The organism is Herbiconiux sp. VKM Ac-2851 (assembly GCF_013205105.1).
Classification (GTDB): Bacteria; Actinomycetota; Actinomycetes; order Actinomycetales; family Microbacteriaceae; genus Herbiconiux; species Herbiconiux flava.
In genome coordinates this window covers 982201-999034 of the sequence record NZ_JABMLJ010000003.1, presented here as the reverse complement: position 1 = coordinate 999034, position 16834 = coordinate 982201, and the positions used below count along the sequence as shown (strand labels likewise).

Annotated in this window: 12 protein-coding genes; 3 read left to right on the top strand and 9 right to left on the bottom strand. The window is 72.0% G+C overall.

Going from position 1 to position 16834, the window contains the following annotated elements:
* Window positions 1-49: 49 nt before the first annotated feature.
* Window positions 50-310 (top strand): 30S ribosomal protein S20, encoded by a 261-nt coding sequence (gene rpsT / locus HQQ85_RS17965; protein WP_173183840.1) that lies wholly within the window; start codon window positions 50-52, stop codon window positions 308-310.
* Window positions 311-998: 688 nt separating this feature from the next.
* Here the strand turns inward: rpsT and holA are convergent.
* From holA to leuS, 4 genes are all read right to left on the bottom strand, one after another.
* Window positions 999-2042, bottom strand: coding sequence for a DNA polymerase III subunit delta (holA, locus tag HQQ85_RS17960; RefSeq protein WP_173183839.1), 1044 nt, complete (start codon window positions 2040-2042; stop codon window positions 999-1001).
* A 111-nt stretch (window positions 2043-2153) separates the two neighbouring features.
* On the bottom strand, window positions 2154-4322 hold the full coding sequence (locus HQQ85_RS17955; RefSeq protein ID WP_173183838.1) for a ComEC/Rec2 family competence protein: 2169 nt from the start codon (window positions 4320-4322) through the stop codon (window positions 2154-2156).
* A gap of 342 nt (window positions 4323-4664) precedes the next feature.
* Window positions 4665-5414: a ComEA family DNA-binding protein gene (locus HQQ85_RS17950; RefSeq protein WP_173183837.1), complete on the bottom strand. Its 750-nt coding sequence runs from the start codon at window positions 5412-5414 to the stop codon at window positions 4665-4667.
* Between the two features lie 63 nt (window positions 5415-5477).
* On the bottom strand, window positions 5478-8078 hold the full coding sequence (gene leuS, locus HQQ85_RS17945) for a leucine--tRNA ligase (RefSeq protein WP_173183836.1): 2601 nt from the start codon (window positions 8076-8078) through the stop codon (window positions 5478-5480).
* Between the two features lie 223 nt (window positions 8079-8301).
* On the opposite strand from leuS, the gene HQQ85_RS17940 reads away from it, so the two are divergent.
* Window positions 8302-9081, top strand: a complete 780-nt coding sequence (locus tag HQQ85_RS17940) for an aminotransferase class IV (protein ID WP_173183835.1) — start codon at window positions 8302-8304, stop codon at window positions 9079-9081.
* Between the two features lie 92 nt (window positions 9082-9173).
* On the opposite strand, the gene cydC is transcribed toward HQQ85_RS17940, so the two are convergent.
* The 4 genes from cydC to HQQ85_RS17920 are packed head-to-tail and all read right to left on the bottom strand — an operon-like array spanning window position 9174 to window position 15041.
* Window positions 9174-10868 carry a thiol reductant ABC exporter subunit CydC gene (gene cydC, locus HQQ85_RS17935; RefSeq protein WP_173183834.1) on the bottom strand — a complete coding sequence of 565 codons (1695 nt, stop codon included), beginning with the start codon at window positions 10866-10868 and terminating at the stop codon, window positions 9174-9176.
* Window positions 10865-12598, bottom strand: a complete 1734-nt coding sequence (gene cydD, locus HQQ85_RS17930; protein WP_173183833.1) for a thiol reductant ABC exporter subunit CydD — start codon at window positions 12596-12598, stop codon at window positions 10865-10867. The genes cydC and cydD overlap by 4 nt, the downstream gene beginning before the upstream one ends.
* A 4-nt stretch (window positions 12599-12602) precedes the next feature.
* The gene (gene cydB / locus HQQ85_RS17925) at window positions 12603-13610 is read right to left on the bottom strand and encodes a cytochrome d ubiquinol oxidase subunit II (protein WP_173183832.1); all 1008 of its coding nucleotides are present in this window, start codon (window positions 13608-13610) and stop codon (window positions 12603-12605) included.
* An 18-nt stretch (window positions 13611-13628) separates the two neighbouring features.
* Complete coding sequence (locus HQQ85_RS17920; RefSeq protein WP_173183831.1) at window positions 13629-15041, bottom strand: cytochrome ubiquinol oxidase subunit I; 1413 nt, start codon at window positions 15039-15041, stop codon at window positions 13629-13631.
* A gap of 154 nt (window positions 15042-15195) precedes the next feature.
* Between HQQ85_RS17920 and HQQ85_RS17915 the strand changes: the two genes are divergently transcribed.
* Window positions 15196-15876, top strand: a complete 681-nt coding sequence (locus tag HQQ85_RS17915) for a DedA family protein (RefSeq protein WP_173183830.1) — start codon at window positions 15196-15198, stop codon at window positions 15874-15876.
* A 19-nt stretch (window positions 15877-15895) separates the two neighbouring features.
* On the opposite strand, the gene HQQ85_RS17910 is transcribed toward HQQ85_RS17915, so the two are convergent.
* Window positions 15896-16831, bottom strand: a complete 936-nt coding sequence (locus tag HQQ85_RS17910; RefSeq protein WP_173183829.1) for an ABC transporter substrate-binding protein — start codon at window positions 16829-16831, stop codon at window positions 15896-15898.
* Window positions 16832-16834 lie beyond the last annotated feature (3 nt).

Genomic DNA, 16834 nt, shown 5'->3' with positions numbered 1-16834 from the left:
AGCGGACCATCGCACCGCACTCATCCGAACAGATACAGAGGTTATTTCCGTGGCAAACATCAAGTCGCAGATCAAGCGCATCGGCACCAACAAGAAGGCCCAGGAGCGCAACAAGGCCGTCAAGAGCGAGCTCAAGACCGCCATCCGCGCCACCCGCGCGGCCGTCGTCGCCGGCGACAAGGACAAGGCCGCCTCGGCCCTGCACCTCGCGTCGAAGAAGCTCGACAAGGCGGCCTCGAAGGGCGTCATCCACAAGAACCAGGCGGCGAACCGCAAGTCGGCCATCGCCAAGCAGGTCTCGGCTCTCTGAGCCGCCCGCGGCGCTCCCCGCGCCGCTGGTGCTCCTACGCCCTCGGACGCGCTTCGCGCGCCGCCGGCGCCTCGGCACCGCACCCGATCCCCGGGCACTGAAGGGCCCCGCTCCGGCGGGGCCCTTCGCCGTCCCCGCGCCCCCGACGCATCGGCCGCGTCGGGAGTGGCCGACGGCGCCTCGGTACCGGACCCGGCCTTCGGGCGCTGAAGGGCCCCGCTCCTGCGGGGCCCTTCGCCGTCCCACGGGCGCCCACTGCTCACCCTCCGGCAGGTCCCGCGCCATCCGGCGGCCGCGGGCGTAACGCCGCGTCGGGAGCGGCCGACGGCGCCTCGGTACAGCACCCGCCCTTTCAGGCCTCTGGGCCTCTCTCGGGCGGATGCCATCGCCGTTCGCGCGGGCGCCCACCGCTCACCCTCCGGCAGATCCCGCGCCAGTCGTGCGGCCGCCCACTTTCCACTCACCCTCCCACGCCCGCATGAGCGCACCGAGGCTGAGTCGCGCCTAAGTGTTGCCCTGAGAGCTGAGTCGCGGGAAAGTGCTGCGGTTTGGCGCGACTCACTGCCACCGTGCAGCGGGTTGGCGCGACTCAGCGCCACCGCGCAGGGGTGGGGTGCGGGCGGGGCCGGCGGGCCGGCGGGGCCGGCGGGCCGGCGGGGCCGGCGGGCCGGCGGGCCGGCCGCGGGGGTTAGAGGGTGCCTCGGGAGGAGATGACGCCGATCATGTGCTCGAGGGCGAAGACCGGGTCGCGGCCGGCGCCCTTGATGGACTCGTCGGTCTCGGCCAGCACCTGGATGCTGCGGCCGAGGCCCTCGCCCGTCCAGCCCGAGAGGTCGCGCCGGGCGCGGTCGATCTGCCACGGCGCCATGCCGAGCTGGCCGGCCAGCTGGCCCGAGCCGCCGCGCGTGCCGAGCACCTTCGCCATGGTGCGGAGCTTCATCGCGAACGCCGCCACGATCGGCACCGGATCGGCGCCCGACGCCAGGGCGTGCCGCAGCAGCGCCAGCGCGTCGCCGTACGCTCCGCCGATCGCCGAGTCGGCCACGGCGAACGCGTTGGTCTCGACCCGTCCGCCGTAGTAGCGCTCGACGGTCACCTCGGTGATCTCCTCGGCGGAGTCGGACGCGAGCTGCGCACACGCCGCGGACAGCTCCGCGAGGTCGTCGCTGAACGCCGACACCAGCGCCCGGATCGCCCCGGGCGACACCCGCTTGCCCAGCGCCCGGAACTCGGCCGACGCGAATTCGTACCGGTCGGAGTCGCGCTTGATCTCGGCGCAGACGATCTCGATCGCCACCCCGGACGCGGCCCGCACCGCCTCGAGCATCTTCTTGCCGCGCACGCCCCCGCCGTGCCGCAGCACGAGATACACGTCGTCAGCGGGGTACGTGAGGTACGAGATGACGTCCTCGATCAGCGCGTCGGTGCACTTCTCGACCCCAGCGACGCGGATGAGTCGCGGCTCTCCGAACAGCGACGGGCTCGCGAGCGACAGCAGCTCGCCCGGCCCGTACGACGACGCCTCGATGTCGGTGATCTCGAGGCTCGGATCTTCGGCCTTGACGAGGTCGCGCAGCTGCCGGATGGCCCGCTCGGCGAGAAACGTCTCGGTGCCTGACACGAGCACCACGGGCGCGGGCCGCACCTGGTTCCACTCGAGCTGCGGAATGGCGACCTTGGCGCTCGGCTTCGCCGCCTTCGACGGCGCCCGGCTCCCGCGTGCGACGGCCATGCCCACCCCTTCTCGAACTCCCCCGCCAGCCTACCGGCCCCCACCGACGACCCGGCCCGGTGCCGGGCCGGCCGGGCGCCGGACCGGCCGGGCGCCGAACAGGGCGGCGGGTCAGGGTGGGGGCGGATGCTCAGTCCAGACTTCGAGGGAGGCGGAAGTGCCGCTGACCAGGGTGAGTCCGCCGATGTCGGTGCGGAGGGGGCGGGTGCCCGTGCGGCCGAGAATACCGAGGAGGCGGTCGGTCGGATGGCCGTAACTGTTGTCCGCGCCGACCGAGATGATTCCGAGGGTCGCGTCGGCCTCGGCGTACAGCTCGGGGCTCTGGTCGGCGCTGCCGTGGTGGGCGACCTTGACGACGTCGACCGGGCCGAGCGCGGCGCCGGCGTCGACCCCGCGCTGCGCCGACTCTCCGAGGTCGCCGAGGAAGAGCATCCGGAGCGTACCCGTGACGAGGAGGGTGACGCTCGCGTCGTTGCCGCGGAGGGGCGTGCCCGGGCGGGGCCAGACCACCTCCCAGCGGTCGTCGCCGAGGGCGCCCGTGAGGCCGCGGCGGGCCTGGACGACGTCGGCTCCGGCGTCGTGGAGGCGGGTGAGCATCCGCTCGTCGTGGGAGCCGTCGGGCGGGCCGACGAGAGCCCGGTCGACCCGGCCGACCACGGCGTCGAGACCGCCGACGTGGTCGAGGTCGTAGTGGGTGAGCACGAGCAGGTCGAGGCGGCGGATGCCGAGGCGCTCGAGGCACGCGGCGAGCGGCTCGGGGTCGGGGCCGACGTCGACCAGTGCCGTCTGGCCGCGGCTGCGGACGAGCACGGCGTCGCCCTGGCCGATGTCGCAGGCGGCGAGCTGCCAGTCGGACGGCACCGAGGTGAGGCGGGCGAGCTGCGACCCCGCGAGCGAGCCGGCGGCTATGACGAGGCCGAGCGTCGCGAGGAGCGCCGTCGTGCGGGCGAGACAGGGGCGCCGGGGCGCGGCGAGGGCCGCGGCGACGATCAGCAGCAGGGCGATCACCGCCGCCACGGCTGCGAGGGCACCGTCGGGGATCGGCACGGCGGCGAGCGGGGCGTGGGCGAAGAAGCGGGCGACGGCGGCGATCCAGGCGGAGGGCAGCCACGGCAGCCAGGCGAGCAGCGAGGCCAGACCGGGTGCCACCACCCCGACCAGGCAGACGATCAGCCCGAGCACGCTGACCAGGGCGGCGGCCGGCTCGGCGAGGAGGTTCGCGGGCAGCGTGTACGGCGTCACCTGCGGGGCGAGGAGGAACAGCACCGGCTGGCAGGCGAGCTGCGCCGCGGCGGGGACGGCGAGCGCGAGTGCGAGCGGTCGGGGCATCACGCGCGTCGCCGCTGCCGCCAGCGGTCGGGTCAGCACGAGGAGACCGCCGGTGGCGAGCACCGAGAGGGCGAAGCCGGCGCTGCGTCCGAGCGACGGGTCGAGGGCGAGCAGCACGACCACCGAGAGCGCGAGCGGCGGGATGCCCGCCGCCGGCCGCCCGGCCGCGAGGGCGGCGAGCACGATGACAGCCATGGTCGCTGCCCGCAGCACGCTCGGCTCGGGGGTGACGAGCACGACGAAGAGGGAGAGCACGCCGATCGAGACCGCGATGCGGAGACGCCGGCCGAGGCCCGCGGCTCCGCCGACGAGCATGACGGCGGTGACGACGATCGCGCAGTTTGCTCCTGAGACCGCGGTGAGGTGGGTCAATCCGGAGACCGTCATGTCGTCCAGGAGATCGTCGGTGACGCGGCTGTCGTCGCCGATCGCGAGGCCCGTGAGCAGCTGGGCGCCGTCGCCCGGCAGTGCGGCCGTGGCGGTGCGGAACGCGGTTCGCACCGTGGCCGCCCAGGCGAGCGTCGGCGGCGGGGGTTCGGTGACGACCGGCGGTGAGCGCCCGAAGAGCAGGTAGTCGTGCGACTCCCCTCGTGGCTGCGGCGCGAATGACCCCTCGACGCGGATGCTCGACCCGATCGTCAGGGCCGCCGCATCGTCGACCGTGGCGAACACGAGCGCGGGGGCCCGGGCGGCGGTGCTCCGCCCTCCGGCGGTGAAGCCCCGGAGCTCGGCGTCGAACCGCATCCGCTCGCCGTCCGCTCCGTCTCCGTCGCCGGTGCCGAAGAAGCCTGACTGCGCCACCCGCGGCGTTCCGGTCACGACCAGCACGGCACTCCCCTGCCGCGGATGCCCGGCATCCAGCTCCCCGGGCCGCCGCAGCCCGTCGCCCGCCGCGACCGCCGTCGCCACGAGCGCCACCGCAGCCACCGCCAGCGCGGCCACCGGAACCACAGCGCGAAGCCCGTGACGTCCTGCCCGGCCCGTGTGGTGTGGGTGCCGACTGCGTCTCACCACGAGGGCAAGGGTGGAACCGGCGGCGACAAGCCACGACACCGCGGCCGCCACGGCTGCGACCCGGCCTTCGCAGGGACCGAGCATCCACGCCGTCAGCCACGATGCTGCCGCGGCGGGTGCGAGACGCAGGTCGAGGTTACCGGCCATCGGGTTGCCGAGGGTTCGTCGCGCACGCAGGGCGGCCGTCGGCGCCCTGGGAAGGTCGGCGGGCGTGAGGCGTGCGCGAAGGCCCGGCGACCGCCGGGGAGACGGCCGGGCGGGCGGTGGGGGCGGCGGACATCAGAGGGTGAGGAGCGGTCGGAGGGACTCGAGGGTCTTGTCGCCGATGCCCGGGATCTGGAGGAGGTCGTCAAGCGAGGCGAAGGGGCCGTTGGCGTCGCGGTAGGCGACGATGCGGGTGGCCATCGCCGGGCCGATGCGGGGCAGGGTGTCGAGGTCGATCTCCGTCGCCGTGTTCAGGTTCACCAACGGGGCGGCTCCGCCCGGGGCGGCTCCGCCCGGAGCGGACGCGCCGCCCGGTGCCACAGCAGAGCCCGGCGGCCCACCCGGCAGCGCCGGGGGCGGTGCCTCCCCGACCGCGAGAACCCGCAGCTGCTCCCCGTCGACGAGCGGGCGGGCGAGGTTGACCGAAGCACTGTCGGCGGCGGGCGCGAACCCGCCCGCCGCCGCGACACCGTCGACCACCCGCGAACCGGCGCCCAGCTCGTACACCCCCGGCGCAGCCACGGCACCGAGGACGTGCACGAGAAGCGCCGGCGCGGCAGGCGGAACGGGCTCGGACAGAGAAGACGACGCCGACGAGGGCCCGGCACCCGGCGGCGGCGGGGCAGGTGATGGCGACGAGGAACCGCCGGCACGAGCATCCGGAACAACCGTCGTCGCACCGACCGGAGTGAGAGCTGTCACGAGCACCGACGCGACCAGGGCCGCCACCACCAGGACGACAGCCGCCCCCACGCCCACCCGAACCCGAAAAGACGGAGAAGACGGGGAGGACGACGAAGGGGGCGGCGCCGCAGGCAGTGACATGCCGTCACCCTACGAACGCCGCCCCCACCCCGAGACGCGGAGAGCGAACCTGTGGAAAATTCCCTACGACGAAGGCTTGGTGACGAAGTTCACCAGCCGCGGCGCCCGCACCACGACGGTCACGACCGTGCGGTCGCCGATCGCCCGCTGCACCGACGGCAGCGCGCGCGCCGACTCCTCGAGCGTGGCACCCTCGACCTTGGGCGAGACCTCGAGCCGGTCGCGCACCTTGCCGTCGACCTGCACGACCGCGGTCATGAGGTCCTGGGTGAGCAGCGACGGGTCGGCCTTGCGCCAGCCGTAGTTCGCGACGGAGGGCTCGTAGCCGAGGCGGGACCACATGTCCTCGGCCGTGTACGGCGCGAAGAGCGACAGGCCGAGCGCGATCGTCTCGACGGCCTCGCGCACGGCGGGGTCGCCGCCGCCGGGGCCCGAGTCGATGGCCTTGCGGGCCGCGTTGACGAGCTCCATCAGGCGCGCGACGACGACGTTGAACTTGAACGCCTCGATCAGGCCCGGTGCCTCCGCGAGGAAGCGATGGGTCTGTCGTCGCAGCGCACGGTCACCGTCACGCCAGTTCACCGACGGCGGAGAAGTCACGTCGAGCACGAGTCGCCACGCCCGCGCCAGGAACTTCGCGGACCCGGCCGGCGACACGTCGGCCCAGTCGATGTCGTCCTCGGGAGGCCCGGCGAACGCCATCGTCAGGCGCACCGCATCCACACCGTGCTCGTCGAGCTGGTCGGAGAGCCGCACCAGGTTGCCCTTGGACTTCGACATGGCCGAGCCGTCCATCAGCACCATGCCCTGGTTCAGCAGCGCGCTGAAGGGCTCGGTGAAGCCGACGTAGCCGAGGTCGAACAGCACCTTGGTGATGAAGCGGGCGTACAGCAGGTGCAGGATCGCGTGCGTCACGCCGCCGACGTACTGGTCGACCGGCGCCCACTTGTCGACTTCGCGCGGGTCGAAGGCCTGCGTGGAGTCGTTGGGCGACAGGAAGCGCAGGAAGTACCACGAGCTGTCGACGAAGGTGTCCATCGTGTCGGGGTCGCGGCGCGCGGGCGAGCCGTCGACGGGATTGGGCACGTTCACCCAGTCCTCGGCGGCCCCGAGCGGCGACGAGCCCTTGGGGGTCAGGTTGAGCCCCTCGGTCGGCGGCAGCTCGACCGGAAGCTGGTCCTCGGGCACGGGGTACTCCGTGCCGTCGGCTCCGTGGATGATCGGGATCGGCGTGCCCCAGTACCGCTGCCGTGAGATCAGCCAGTCGCGCAGACGGTAGTTCTTCGCCGGCCGCCCGGTGCCGGCCGCCTCGAGGATCTCGATGATCTTGCGGATCGCGTTCGACTTCGACAGTCCGTCGAGCGGCCCCGAGTTGATCAGGCGCCCCTCACCGGCCAGGGCGATGCCGGTGGTGCCGGGGTTGAGGTCCTCCAGCTCGGGCAGGTCGTCGGGGTCGAGCACCGGGATGACCCCGGTGACCGGCTGCAGCGTGTCGACCACGACGCGTACGGGCAGCCCGAAGGCGCGCGCGAAGTCGAGGTCGCGCTGGTCGTGCGCGGGCACGGCCATCACGGCGCCGTGGCCGTAGTCGGCCAGCACGTAGTCGGCGGCCCAGATCGGCAGGCGCTCACCGTTGACGGGGTTGATCGCGTACCGCTCGAGGAAGATGCCGGTCTTCGGCCGGTCGGTGGCCTGACGCTCGGTCTCCGACGACTTCTGCACCTCGGCCAGATACGTCGAGAAGCGCGCCTGCACCTCAGCGGACGGCGACCCCGCGGCCAGCTCGATCGCCAGGTCGGAGTCGGGTGCGACCACCATGAACGTCGCCCCGTACAGCGTGTCGGGCCGCGTCGTGAACACGGTGACGGGCTCCGAACGACCCTCGACCGCGAAGTCGACGTCGGCGCCGATCGAACGCCCGATCCAGTTGCGCTGCATCGCGATCACCTTGGCGGGCCAGGTGCCCTCCAGCTGCTTCAGGTCGTCGAGCAGCCGGTCGGCGTAGTCGGTGATGCGGAAGTACCACTGCGTCAGCTTCTTCTTCACCACGACGGCGCCCGAGCGCTCGGAGGTGCCGTCGGGCAGCACCTGCTCGTTGGCGAGCACGGTCTGGTCCACCGGGTCCCAGTTGACCCAGCTGGCCTTGCGGTACGCCAGGCCCTTCTCGTACATCTTCAGGAACAGCCACTGGTTCCACTTGTAGTACTCGGGGTCGCTCGTGTGCAGCACGCGGTCCCAGTCGAACGAGCCGGCGTACTTCTTGAAGCTCGAGTGCTGCTGCTCGATGTTGTCGTAGGTCCACTGGCGCGGGTCGAGGCCGCGCTTGATGGCGGCGTTCTCGGCGGGCAGGCCGAACGAGTCCCAGCCGATCGGGTGCAGCACGTTGAAGCCCTGCTGGCGCCAGTAGCGCGCCACGACGTCACCGAGCGCGTAGGCCTCGGCGTGCCCCATGTGCAGGTCGCCCGAGGGGTAGGGGAACATGTCGAGCACGTACTTGCGCGGGCGCTTGTCGCCCTCGATGTCGGTGCGGAAGGGCTTCTGCTCCTCCCAGACCGGCAGCCACTTGTCCTGCAGGGCGCGGTAGTCGTAGCGCTCGGCGCCGTCGCGCTCGTCGTCGGGCTGACCGGGGTTGTCGGACCGTCCGTCGGGGGCAGAGGTGTTCACGGTGACTCACATTCGTTGCTGGCGCGGCTCACCACCGGGATCGACAGCTGGTGCCAGAGGGTGGGTCGCTGGGGAGGCGCGCAGGGCGCACCAGTGAACAACAGTAGCGAATCCCGCCGTGTTCCCGCCGGGCCCCCGGTTCGCAGCCGGTCGGGGTTCCGGATGCCCGCCCGCACCGACACCCTGCACTAGCGTTGAAGGCACCACCGAGAGGAGCCACCCCGTGGCCGACGCCCCCGCCAGCTTCGTCTGGCAGAACGGCGCCCTCGTCGAGACCGAGCTCGCCCCGCACCACGCGCTCACGGCGGCCGACTCCTGGTACGTCTCCCCCGAGGGCCGGGTGCGGGCGCTCGACACGCACCGTGAGCGGTTCCTCGCGGCGACGGGCGAGCGGATGCGCGCTGACGCCGAGACCTTCTGGGGCGCCGCCGTGGGCCGCCTCCGCTCCTACGCCGGAACCGCCCTGTTCCCGCGGGTCGAACTGGCGCAGACGGATTCGGGACCCCAGCTGCGCCTGCGCGCCCGAGTCGCCCCGCGCCTGCGCACGACCACGGTGCTCGCGACCCACGTCGGCCCCGACCCGCGCACCGTGCCGCGCACGAAGGGGCCCGACCTCGAGGCGCTCCTCGCCCTCCGCGCCGCCGCCCAGGAGGACGGGGCCGACGAGCTGGTGCTGCTCCGCGACGGCCTGGTGGTGGACGGCAGCACGTCGGCGCTGCTGTGGTGGCGCGACGAGACGCTGGTCGCGCCGGCGGGCGACCTCCCTCGGGTGGCGAGCGTGACGGCCCGGAGCATCCGCCTGATCGCCACCGCCACCGGAACCCGCGTCGTGGAGGAGCGTGCCCGCCCGGCCGACCTCGAGGGCTGCGAGGTCTGGTCGGTCAGTGCCCTGCACGGCATCACCGTGGTCGACGGCTGGATCGGCGGCCCGGCCACCGCGGCGCGCCCCACCCGTGCGGCCACCTGGCGCCGCCGCCTCGCGGCCCTCTCCCGCCCCCTCTGACCCGCCGCGCACCCGCCCGCCCGCCCGCCCCCCACCCGCGCGCGCCCCCACGACCTCCTGGCGACTCGCCTATAACCGCCCTGAACAGGCCGCTAGAGGGCGGTTTTTGGCGACTCGCCAGGAGGGAGGAGGGTGAGGGTGCGGGTGACGAGGGCGGGCGGCACGGGGGTGTGCGCGATGAGGAGCACGGCGCGGGACGCGGCGGCGGCCGCCGCGAGCAGGTCGGTGAGCAGGGCATCGGCCTGCTCGGGATCGACGTTGGCCGTCGGCTCGTCGAGGACGAGCACCGGGAAGCCCGCGAGCAGGGCGCGGGCGAGCGCCAGGCGCTGCGCCTGTCCGCCCGAGACGAGGGCGCCGCGCTCCCCCACACGTGCCGTCAGCCCGCCGCGGGCCTGCACCCACGACCCCAGCCCGACGCGGTCGAGCACGGCGAGCAGCTCCTCGTCGGTGGCCGTGTCGCGGGCGAAGAGCAGGTTCTGACGGATGTCGTCGTCGAACAGGTGCGGCCGCTGCTCGCACAGCCCGACGACCTGCCGCACGGCGTCGACCGGGTACTCCCGCGCCTCGTGCCCGTTCAGCCGGTAGCTGCCGCTGTACTCCAGGAAGCGCACGAGCACGTGCGCGAGCGTGGTCTTGCCCGCGCCGCTCTCCCCGCGCACGAGCACGCGGTCGCCCGGGGAGAGATCGAGCGAGACGGGCGCCAGCGCGGGTGAGGAGGCACCAGGCCACTGCGCCGTGACATCCCGCAGCGACAGCCTCGTGAAGACCTCGGGTGCCGGTCGGACCGCAGAAGGCCCGTCGACGGGGATCGACGCCGGCACGCCGGACGGCACCACCGACGCGATGCGGTCGGCGCTCGCCCGCACCTGCCGCCACGCCCCCGCCGCCAGCGGGATCATCGCGAACACCTCGAAGGCCGCCAACGGCACCAGCGCCACCACGGCGAGCGCCGGCCCGTCGAACCCGCCCGAGCCCGAGACGGCACCCGCCCCGAGCGCCGGCACCCCCACCACGAGCGTCAACACGGTCGCGAGCCCCGCGAAGAACGTCACGGCGGCCGCCGTCGCCCCGGCCCCCACAGCCCGCCGCCGTGATGCGGCGGTCAGCGCGGCATCGGCTTCATCCAGGGAGGCGAGCGCAGCCCGGTCGGCCCCGTACGCCACCAGCACGTCGAGATTCGTCAGGTAGTCCGCGAGCGCCGCCCGGTGCGTCCCCCGCAACCCCGCGACCGCCTGCTCGGCCCGCCCCGACAGGGCGGCGTTCAGCACGGTGCCGACGAGCAGCGCGGCGACGAGCGACAGCAGCAGCACGAGTCCGGCCGCCGGCAGCAGCAGCCACACCACGACGACCACGGCGGCGGAGGTCAGCCCCGACACCACGAGCGGCTGCAGCACGCGGAGCGGCAGGTTCTGCTGCTCGTCGACATCCGACACGAGCCGGCTGAGCAGGTCTCCGCTCCGCGCCGAACCCAGCCCGTCGGGCGCGACCGGTACGAGCCGCTCGTACACGCCGACGCGCAGCGCCGGCATGGTCGCGAACGCCGCGTCGTGCCCCACGAGCCGCTCCAGGTACCGGAAGGTCGCCCGCCCCAGCGCGAACGCCCGCACCCCCACCATCGCGGCCGACAGGAACAGGATCGGTGGCTGCTCAGCCGCCCGCGTGATCAGCCACGCCGACACCCCGAGCAGCCCCACGGCGCAGAGCGCGCTGAGCATCCCGAGCGCCACCCCGGGCGCGAAGCGCAGCAGCGGCGGCTGGGCGAGCCGCAGCACCTCCCGCCGGTTCACGCGACACCTCCGCGGGCCCCGGCGGGCACGACGAGCGGATGCGCGGCCGAAGGCGCCGCGAACACCAGCCGCTCGTCGGCCGACGCCGTCACCGCGGGCCGGTGGCTCACGACGATCACGGCGCGCCCCTCCTCGGCCAGTGCGCGCAGACTCCGGATGAACTCCGCCTCCGTCCCGGCGTCCAGCGCCGACGTCGGCTCGTCGAACACCACGACCGGGCAGTCGAGCGCCCGGGCCCGGTACACGGCCCGCGCGCTCGACACGCGCTGCGCCTGCCCGCCCGACAGCCCACCGCCGCGCGGGTCGATGCCCTCTGAGAGGCGGATGCCCGCGCCTCCCACGAGGTCGAGGGCCGCCCGGGCACGCGCGGCGTCGGGCGCGCCGTCGCCGAGCGCCACGTTCTCGAGCACGCTGCCCTCCACGAGCGCGGCGCGCTGCCCCGCCCACGCGAGCCAGGGTCGCGGTGCCGGATCGTCGGTGACGTCGCGGCCGCCGACGAGCATCCGCCCCTCGACCGGCACGAAGCCGAGCAGGGCGTTCACGAACGAGGTCTTGCCGCTGCCGCTCGGCCCCGTGACCGCCGTGACCGCACCGCGACGGATGCTCGCCTGAAGCCCTTCGAACGCCACCGTCTCCCCGTACCGCACACCGAGCCCCCGCACCTCGAGGCCGGCCGTACCCGGGGCCCCGGCCGAGGAGGCCACAGCAGGGGCGCCGACGGGAGCCGCCGACCGCGCATCCGTCGCCGCCGCACCAGCACCCGCCCCAGCCGAACCCGCCGCCTCGTCGAGGATCTCGAACACCGACGTCGACGCCGCCACCCCGTCGGCCGCCGCATGGAACTGTGCACCCACGTTGCGGAGCGGCAGGAACGCCTCGGGCGCGAGCAGCAGCACGAACAGCCCCACGCCGAGCCCGAGACTGCCGTCGATCAGCCGCACGCCGATCGACACCGCCACGAGCGCCACCGACAGGCTCGCCGCCAGCTCGAGCGCGAAGCCGCTGAGGAACGACACCCGCAGCACCTTCATCGTCTGCGTCCGGTACTCCTCGGTGACGGTGCGGATGCGGGCGGCCTGCCGGTGCTGCCGACCGAACACCGTCAGCGTCGACAGCCCGCCCACCACGTCGAGGAAGGCCGTCGAGAGCCGGGTCAGCTTCTCGAACTGGCGCTGCTGCACGGTCTGGGTGGCCCAGCCGATCAGGATCATGAAGATCGGGATGAGCGGCAGGGTGAGGGTGACCGTGAGCCCCGAGATCCAGTCCTGCGACCAGATCGTGAGCACCACGAGCGGCATGGCGATCGCCGTGAGGATGAGCTGCGGGAGGTACTTCGAGAAGTAGGTGTCGAGGGCGTCGAGCCCCGGCCCGGCGGTGACGCCGACCGCGGTGCTGCTGCGGCCGCCGAGCCAGCCCGGGCCGAGCCGGGTGACGGCGGAGAGCACGCGGCGGCGCAGCTCGCTCTTCACGACCGCGGCTCCTCGGGCCGCGTTGTACTCGGCCAGCCAGCCGAGGGCGAATCGGAGGGCCACGACGGCGGCGAGCGCGCCGAGCCACGGGGTCAGCTCGGAGAGCGACGAGCCGTCGATCGCGCCGACGACGATCTGCGTGACCAGCCAGGAGAAGGCGACGATCGCGGCGGTCTGCCCGAGCGCCAGCACGCCGCCGGCGGCGAAGAACGCCCGGGCCGACGCCGCGTAGCGGAGGAGCCGGGGATCGACGGGACGCACGGTACTAGTGTGCCGCCTCGACCGGGATGTGGGCGCGGGTGACCCGCTTGCGGAAGATCCAGTAGGTGAAGCCCTGGTAGGCGAGGATCAGCGGCAGGAAGATCAGCGCCACCCAGCTCATGATCTGCAGCGTGTACGCCGACGAGGACGCGTTCGCGATCGTCAGGCTGTTCGCCGCGTCGTTCGAGGCGGGCATCACGTCGGGGAAGAGCGAGGCGAACAGGCTGAGCACCGCGAAGCCGATGGTGCCGGCCATCAGCGCGAACGCCGTCCCCTCACGGCCCCGGATGTTGGCGAGGAACGAGACGACCAGTGCGACGGCGGCCACGAGCGCGAACACCGCCGAGAGCAGGCTGCCGTAGGCGAGCGTCGTCCAGACGAGGAAGGTCGCCGCGACGACGATCGTGACCGCTCCCGAGCGGGTGGCGAGCGTGCGCGCGCGGGCCCGGATGTCGCCGTCGGTCTTCAGCGACACGAACACCACGCCGTGGGTGAAGAAGAGCAGCAGCGTCGTGAGGCCGCCGAGGAGGGCGTAGGGGTTCAGCAGGTCGAACACGCTGCCGGTGTAGTCGTGGTTCGCATCCAGCGCCACGCCCTGCACGATGTTGGCGAACGCCACGCCCCAGAGGAAGGCGGGCACGGCCGAGCCGACCACGATCATCCGGTCGAAGCGGGCCTTCCAGGCCTTCTCGGGGCGCTGGTGGCGGTACTCGAACGAGACGCCGCGCAGGATCAGGGCGATCAGGATGAGCAGCAGCGGCAGGTAGAAGCCGCTGAACAGGGTGGCATACCACTCGGGGAAGGCGGCGAACAGGGCGGCGCCGGCGACGATCACCCAGGTCTCGTTGAGATCCCAGACGGGGCCGATGGTGTTGATCAGCACGCGCCGGTCGGTGTCGTCCTTGCCGAGGAAGGGCAGCGACATGCCGACGCCGAAGTCGAAGCCGTCGAGCACGAAGTACCCCACGAAGAGGAAGCCGACGATGCAGAACCACAGGATGGTCAGGTCCATGATGTTGTCTCTCCCGGCCTAGTAGACCGTGGCCGTGTGCTGGAGCTCGCCGGTCTCGGGGTCGGGCTCGGGGGCCGCCTCGGGCCCCTCTTGGATGGCCTTCTTGATCAGCCGGAACTCGACGACCGCGAGGGTGCCGTAGACCGCGGTGAACGCGATCAGCGAGATCAGCACGTCGAGCCCCGAGATGCCGGGCGACACGGCGTCGGAGGTCTTCAGCAGGCTGAACACGATCCAGGGCTGGCGGCCCATCTCGGTGAAGATCCAGCCCACGATCATGGCGCCGAGCGAGAGCGGGAAGGCCCAGACGGCGACCCGCCACATCCAGCGCCACTTCGGGTCGCGGCCCTTGCGGGTGAGCCAGAGGCCGGTGACGGCGATCAGCACGTGCAGCATGCCGAGCGCGATCATCCAGCGGAAGGCCCAGTAGGTGATCCACACCGTGGGCGTGTAGTCGCCGGGGCCGTACGCCTGCACGTACTGCGCCTGCAGGTCGTTGATGCCCTCGACCGTGCCGTCGAAGGTGTGCGTCGACAGGAACGAGAGCAGGTACGGGATGCGGATCGAGAACAGCTCGCTGGTGCCGTCGGGCGTGCCGAGCGTGAAGATCGAGAAGGATGCCGCCGCCCCCGTCGAGGTGTTGTAGAGCGCCTCGGCGGCCGCCATCTTCATGGGCTGGGTCTCGACCATCGCGAGGCCGAGCTGGTCGCCGGTGAGCACGGTGAGGCCGCCGGCGATCACCATCATCCAGAGCCCGAACTTCAGGGCCGGGCGCATGGTCTCGAGGTGCTGGTTGCGGTAGAGGTGCCAGGCGGCCGCGGCGATGATCAGGCCGGCGGTCACCATGAAGCAGGCGAAGATCGTGTGCGGGAAGGCGGCGAGGGCGACCTTGTTCGTCAGCAGCGCCCAGATGTCCGTCAGCTCGGCGCGGCCCTTGACCTCGTTGATGCGGAAGCCGACCGGGTTCTGCATGAAGGCGTTCGCCGCGATGATGAAGTACGCCGAGAGCACGCTGCCGAGGGCCGCGATCCAGATGCTGGCGAGGTGGAGCTTCTTCGGCAGCCTGTCCCATCCGAAGATCCAGAGGCCGATGAAGGTGGCCTCCAGGAAGAAGGCGAGAAGACCCTCCAGGGCCAGCGGAGCGCCGAAGACGTCGCCGACGAAGCGGGAGTAGTCGCTCCAGTTCATGCCGAACTGGAACTCCTGCACGATTCCGGTCACGACGCCCATGGCGAAGTTGATCAGGAAGATCTTGCCGAAGAACCGGGTCAGCTGGAGGTACTTCTCCTTGTCGGTGCGCACCCAGGCCGTCTGGAAGATCGCCACCGTGACCGCGAGCCCGATCGTCAGGGGCACGAAGAGGAAGTGGTAGATCGTCGTGAGGCCGAACTGCCAGCGGGAGAGGATCAGGGGGTCGAGCAGCTCGTTCACGCTGTACTCCTTGCGTGGGAAGTGAGGCCACGCTGCCGTCGCAGTGGATTGCGACACCCTCAGTTTAGCTTGCTTGTATACAAGGTTCCAAACCCATCGGGGATTCCCATGGTCGCTCCGCTAGAGTGTCGGGCATGCGGTGTGGAATACAAGCATGAACGAGGCGCTGTCCTGGGTGCTGGATACTGTCCAGTCGGTGGATCCCCTGGTCAGAACCCTGTTGGCTGGCGTCGCGATCATGCTCGAGACGAGCATCCTGATCGGACTCGTCGTGCCGGGAGACAGCGTCGTCCTGGTGGCCGCGACCGGGGTCGAGGGGCCGCTTGAATACACGTCGCTCGTCATCGTGGTGATCATCGGAGCGCTCTCCGGCGAGAGCATCGGGTTCGCGATCGGGCGCTGGTTCGGTCCGAGGCTGCGAGCGTCGAGACTCGGCCGGAGGCTCGGTGAGAAGAACTGGGTGCGGGCCGAGACCTACCTGGCCCGCCGTGGCGGCATCGCGGTCTTCCTGTCGCGGTTCATCCCCGTGCTGCACTCGCTCATCCCGCTGACGGTGGGCATGAGCCCGATGCGCTACCGCCGCTTCATGGCCTGGACGGTGCCGGCGTGCATCCTCTGGTCGCTCGCCTACGTCTCGGTCGGCAGCGCCGCCGCCGGGGGCTACCGGGAGCTCTCGCGCGAGCTGCACTGGGCCGGCTACCTCTTCGTCGGAGCCATCGCGCTGTTCGTGGTCGCCGTCTTCGTGGTGAAGAAGGTCATCAACCGGCTCGAGCGTCGGCACATGGAGGAGGCCCCGCCCTCGCCCGTCGACGACGGGGAGAGCGGGGCCTCGTGACCTCTCGAGGTGCGGGCTCCTAGAAGAGCGCGACCTTCTCGAGCCAGGTCTTCGCGATGGTGTCGGGCGACTCCTGGTCGTTGACGCTCTGCGAGTTGAGGTCGACCAGGTCCTCGGCCGTCAGCGCCGCGCTGACCTTGTTGATGACCTCGGTCACCTCGGGGGTGGCGGCGTCGGTGTTGATCAGCGGCACCACGTTCGAGGCGAGGAAGAGACCCTTCGGGTCCTCCAGCGTCACGAGGTCGTTGGTCTTGATGTTCGGGTCGGCCGAGTAGATGTTCACCAGCTGCACCGTGTTGTCCTTCAGCGCCTGGATGGTGAGCGGTCCGCCCGAGTCCTCGATGGGCGTGAAGCCGACGGTGACGTCGTAGGTGCTCTTCAGGCCGTCGGGGCCGTAGGGGCGGGTCTGCAGCTCGGAGTTGCCGCCGAGGGTCAGCGGGGTGGTGACCTTGGCGAGGTCCTCCAGGCTCGTGACGCTGTTGGCGTCGGAGAACTCCTTGGTGACGTTGTAGGAGTCCTGGTCGGTGGCGGGCGACTGGTCGAGCACCTCGAGGCCCTCGGGCAGGGCACCGGCCAGGGCGGCGTAGACGTCGTCGCTGGTCTTGGCGGTGGTCTCGGGGTCGTAGTACTGCAGCAGGTTGCCGGAGTACTCCGGGAACAGCTGCACCTCGCCGTTCTCGAGCGCGGGCAGGTAGGCGTCGCGCTGGCCGATGTTGAACTGGCGCGTGACCTCGACGCCGTTGGCCTCGAGAGCCTGCGCGTAGATCTCCGCGATGATCTCGTTGGAGTAGTAAGCCTGCGAGCCGATGACGATGGCTCCGCCGTCGGTCGAGCCGGCCGCCGACGTGGACGAGGTGTCCAGCGGATCGCCGGACGAGCACCCTGCCAGCGCCACCGCTGCGCTGACCGCGACTAGCCCTGCGACGAGCCGGCCTTTCGTGATTGCTGTGAACATGTG

Excerpts from the sequence above, each read along its gene's own strand:
- holA (WP_173183839.1), bottom strand. The coding sequence starts at position 2,042 with ATGGCCGTCGCACGCGGGAGCCGGGCGCCGTCGAAGGCGGCGAAGCCG.
- HQQ85_RS17950 (WP_173183837.1), bottom strand. The coding sequence starts at position 5,414 with ATGTCACTGCCTGCGGCGCCGCCCCCTTCGTCGTCCTCCCCGTCTTCT.
- cydB (WP_173183832.1), bottom strand. The coding sequence starts at position 13,610 with ATGGACCTGACCATCCTGTGGTTCTGCATCGTCGGCTTCCTCTTCGTG.
- HQQ85_RS17915 (WP_173183830.1), top strand. The coding sequence starts at position 15,196 with ATGAACGAGGCGCTGTCCTGGGTGCTGGATACTGTCCAGTCGGTGGAT.
- HQQ85_RS17910 (WP_173183829.1), bottom strand. The coding sequence starts at position 16,831 with ATGTTCACAGCAATCACGAAAGGCCGGCTCGTCGCAGGGCTAGTCGCG.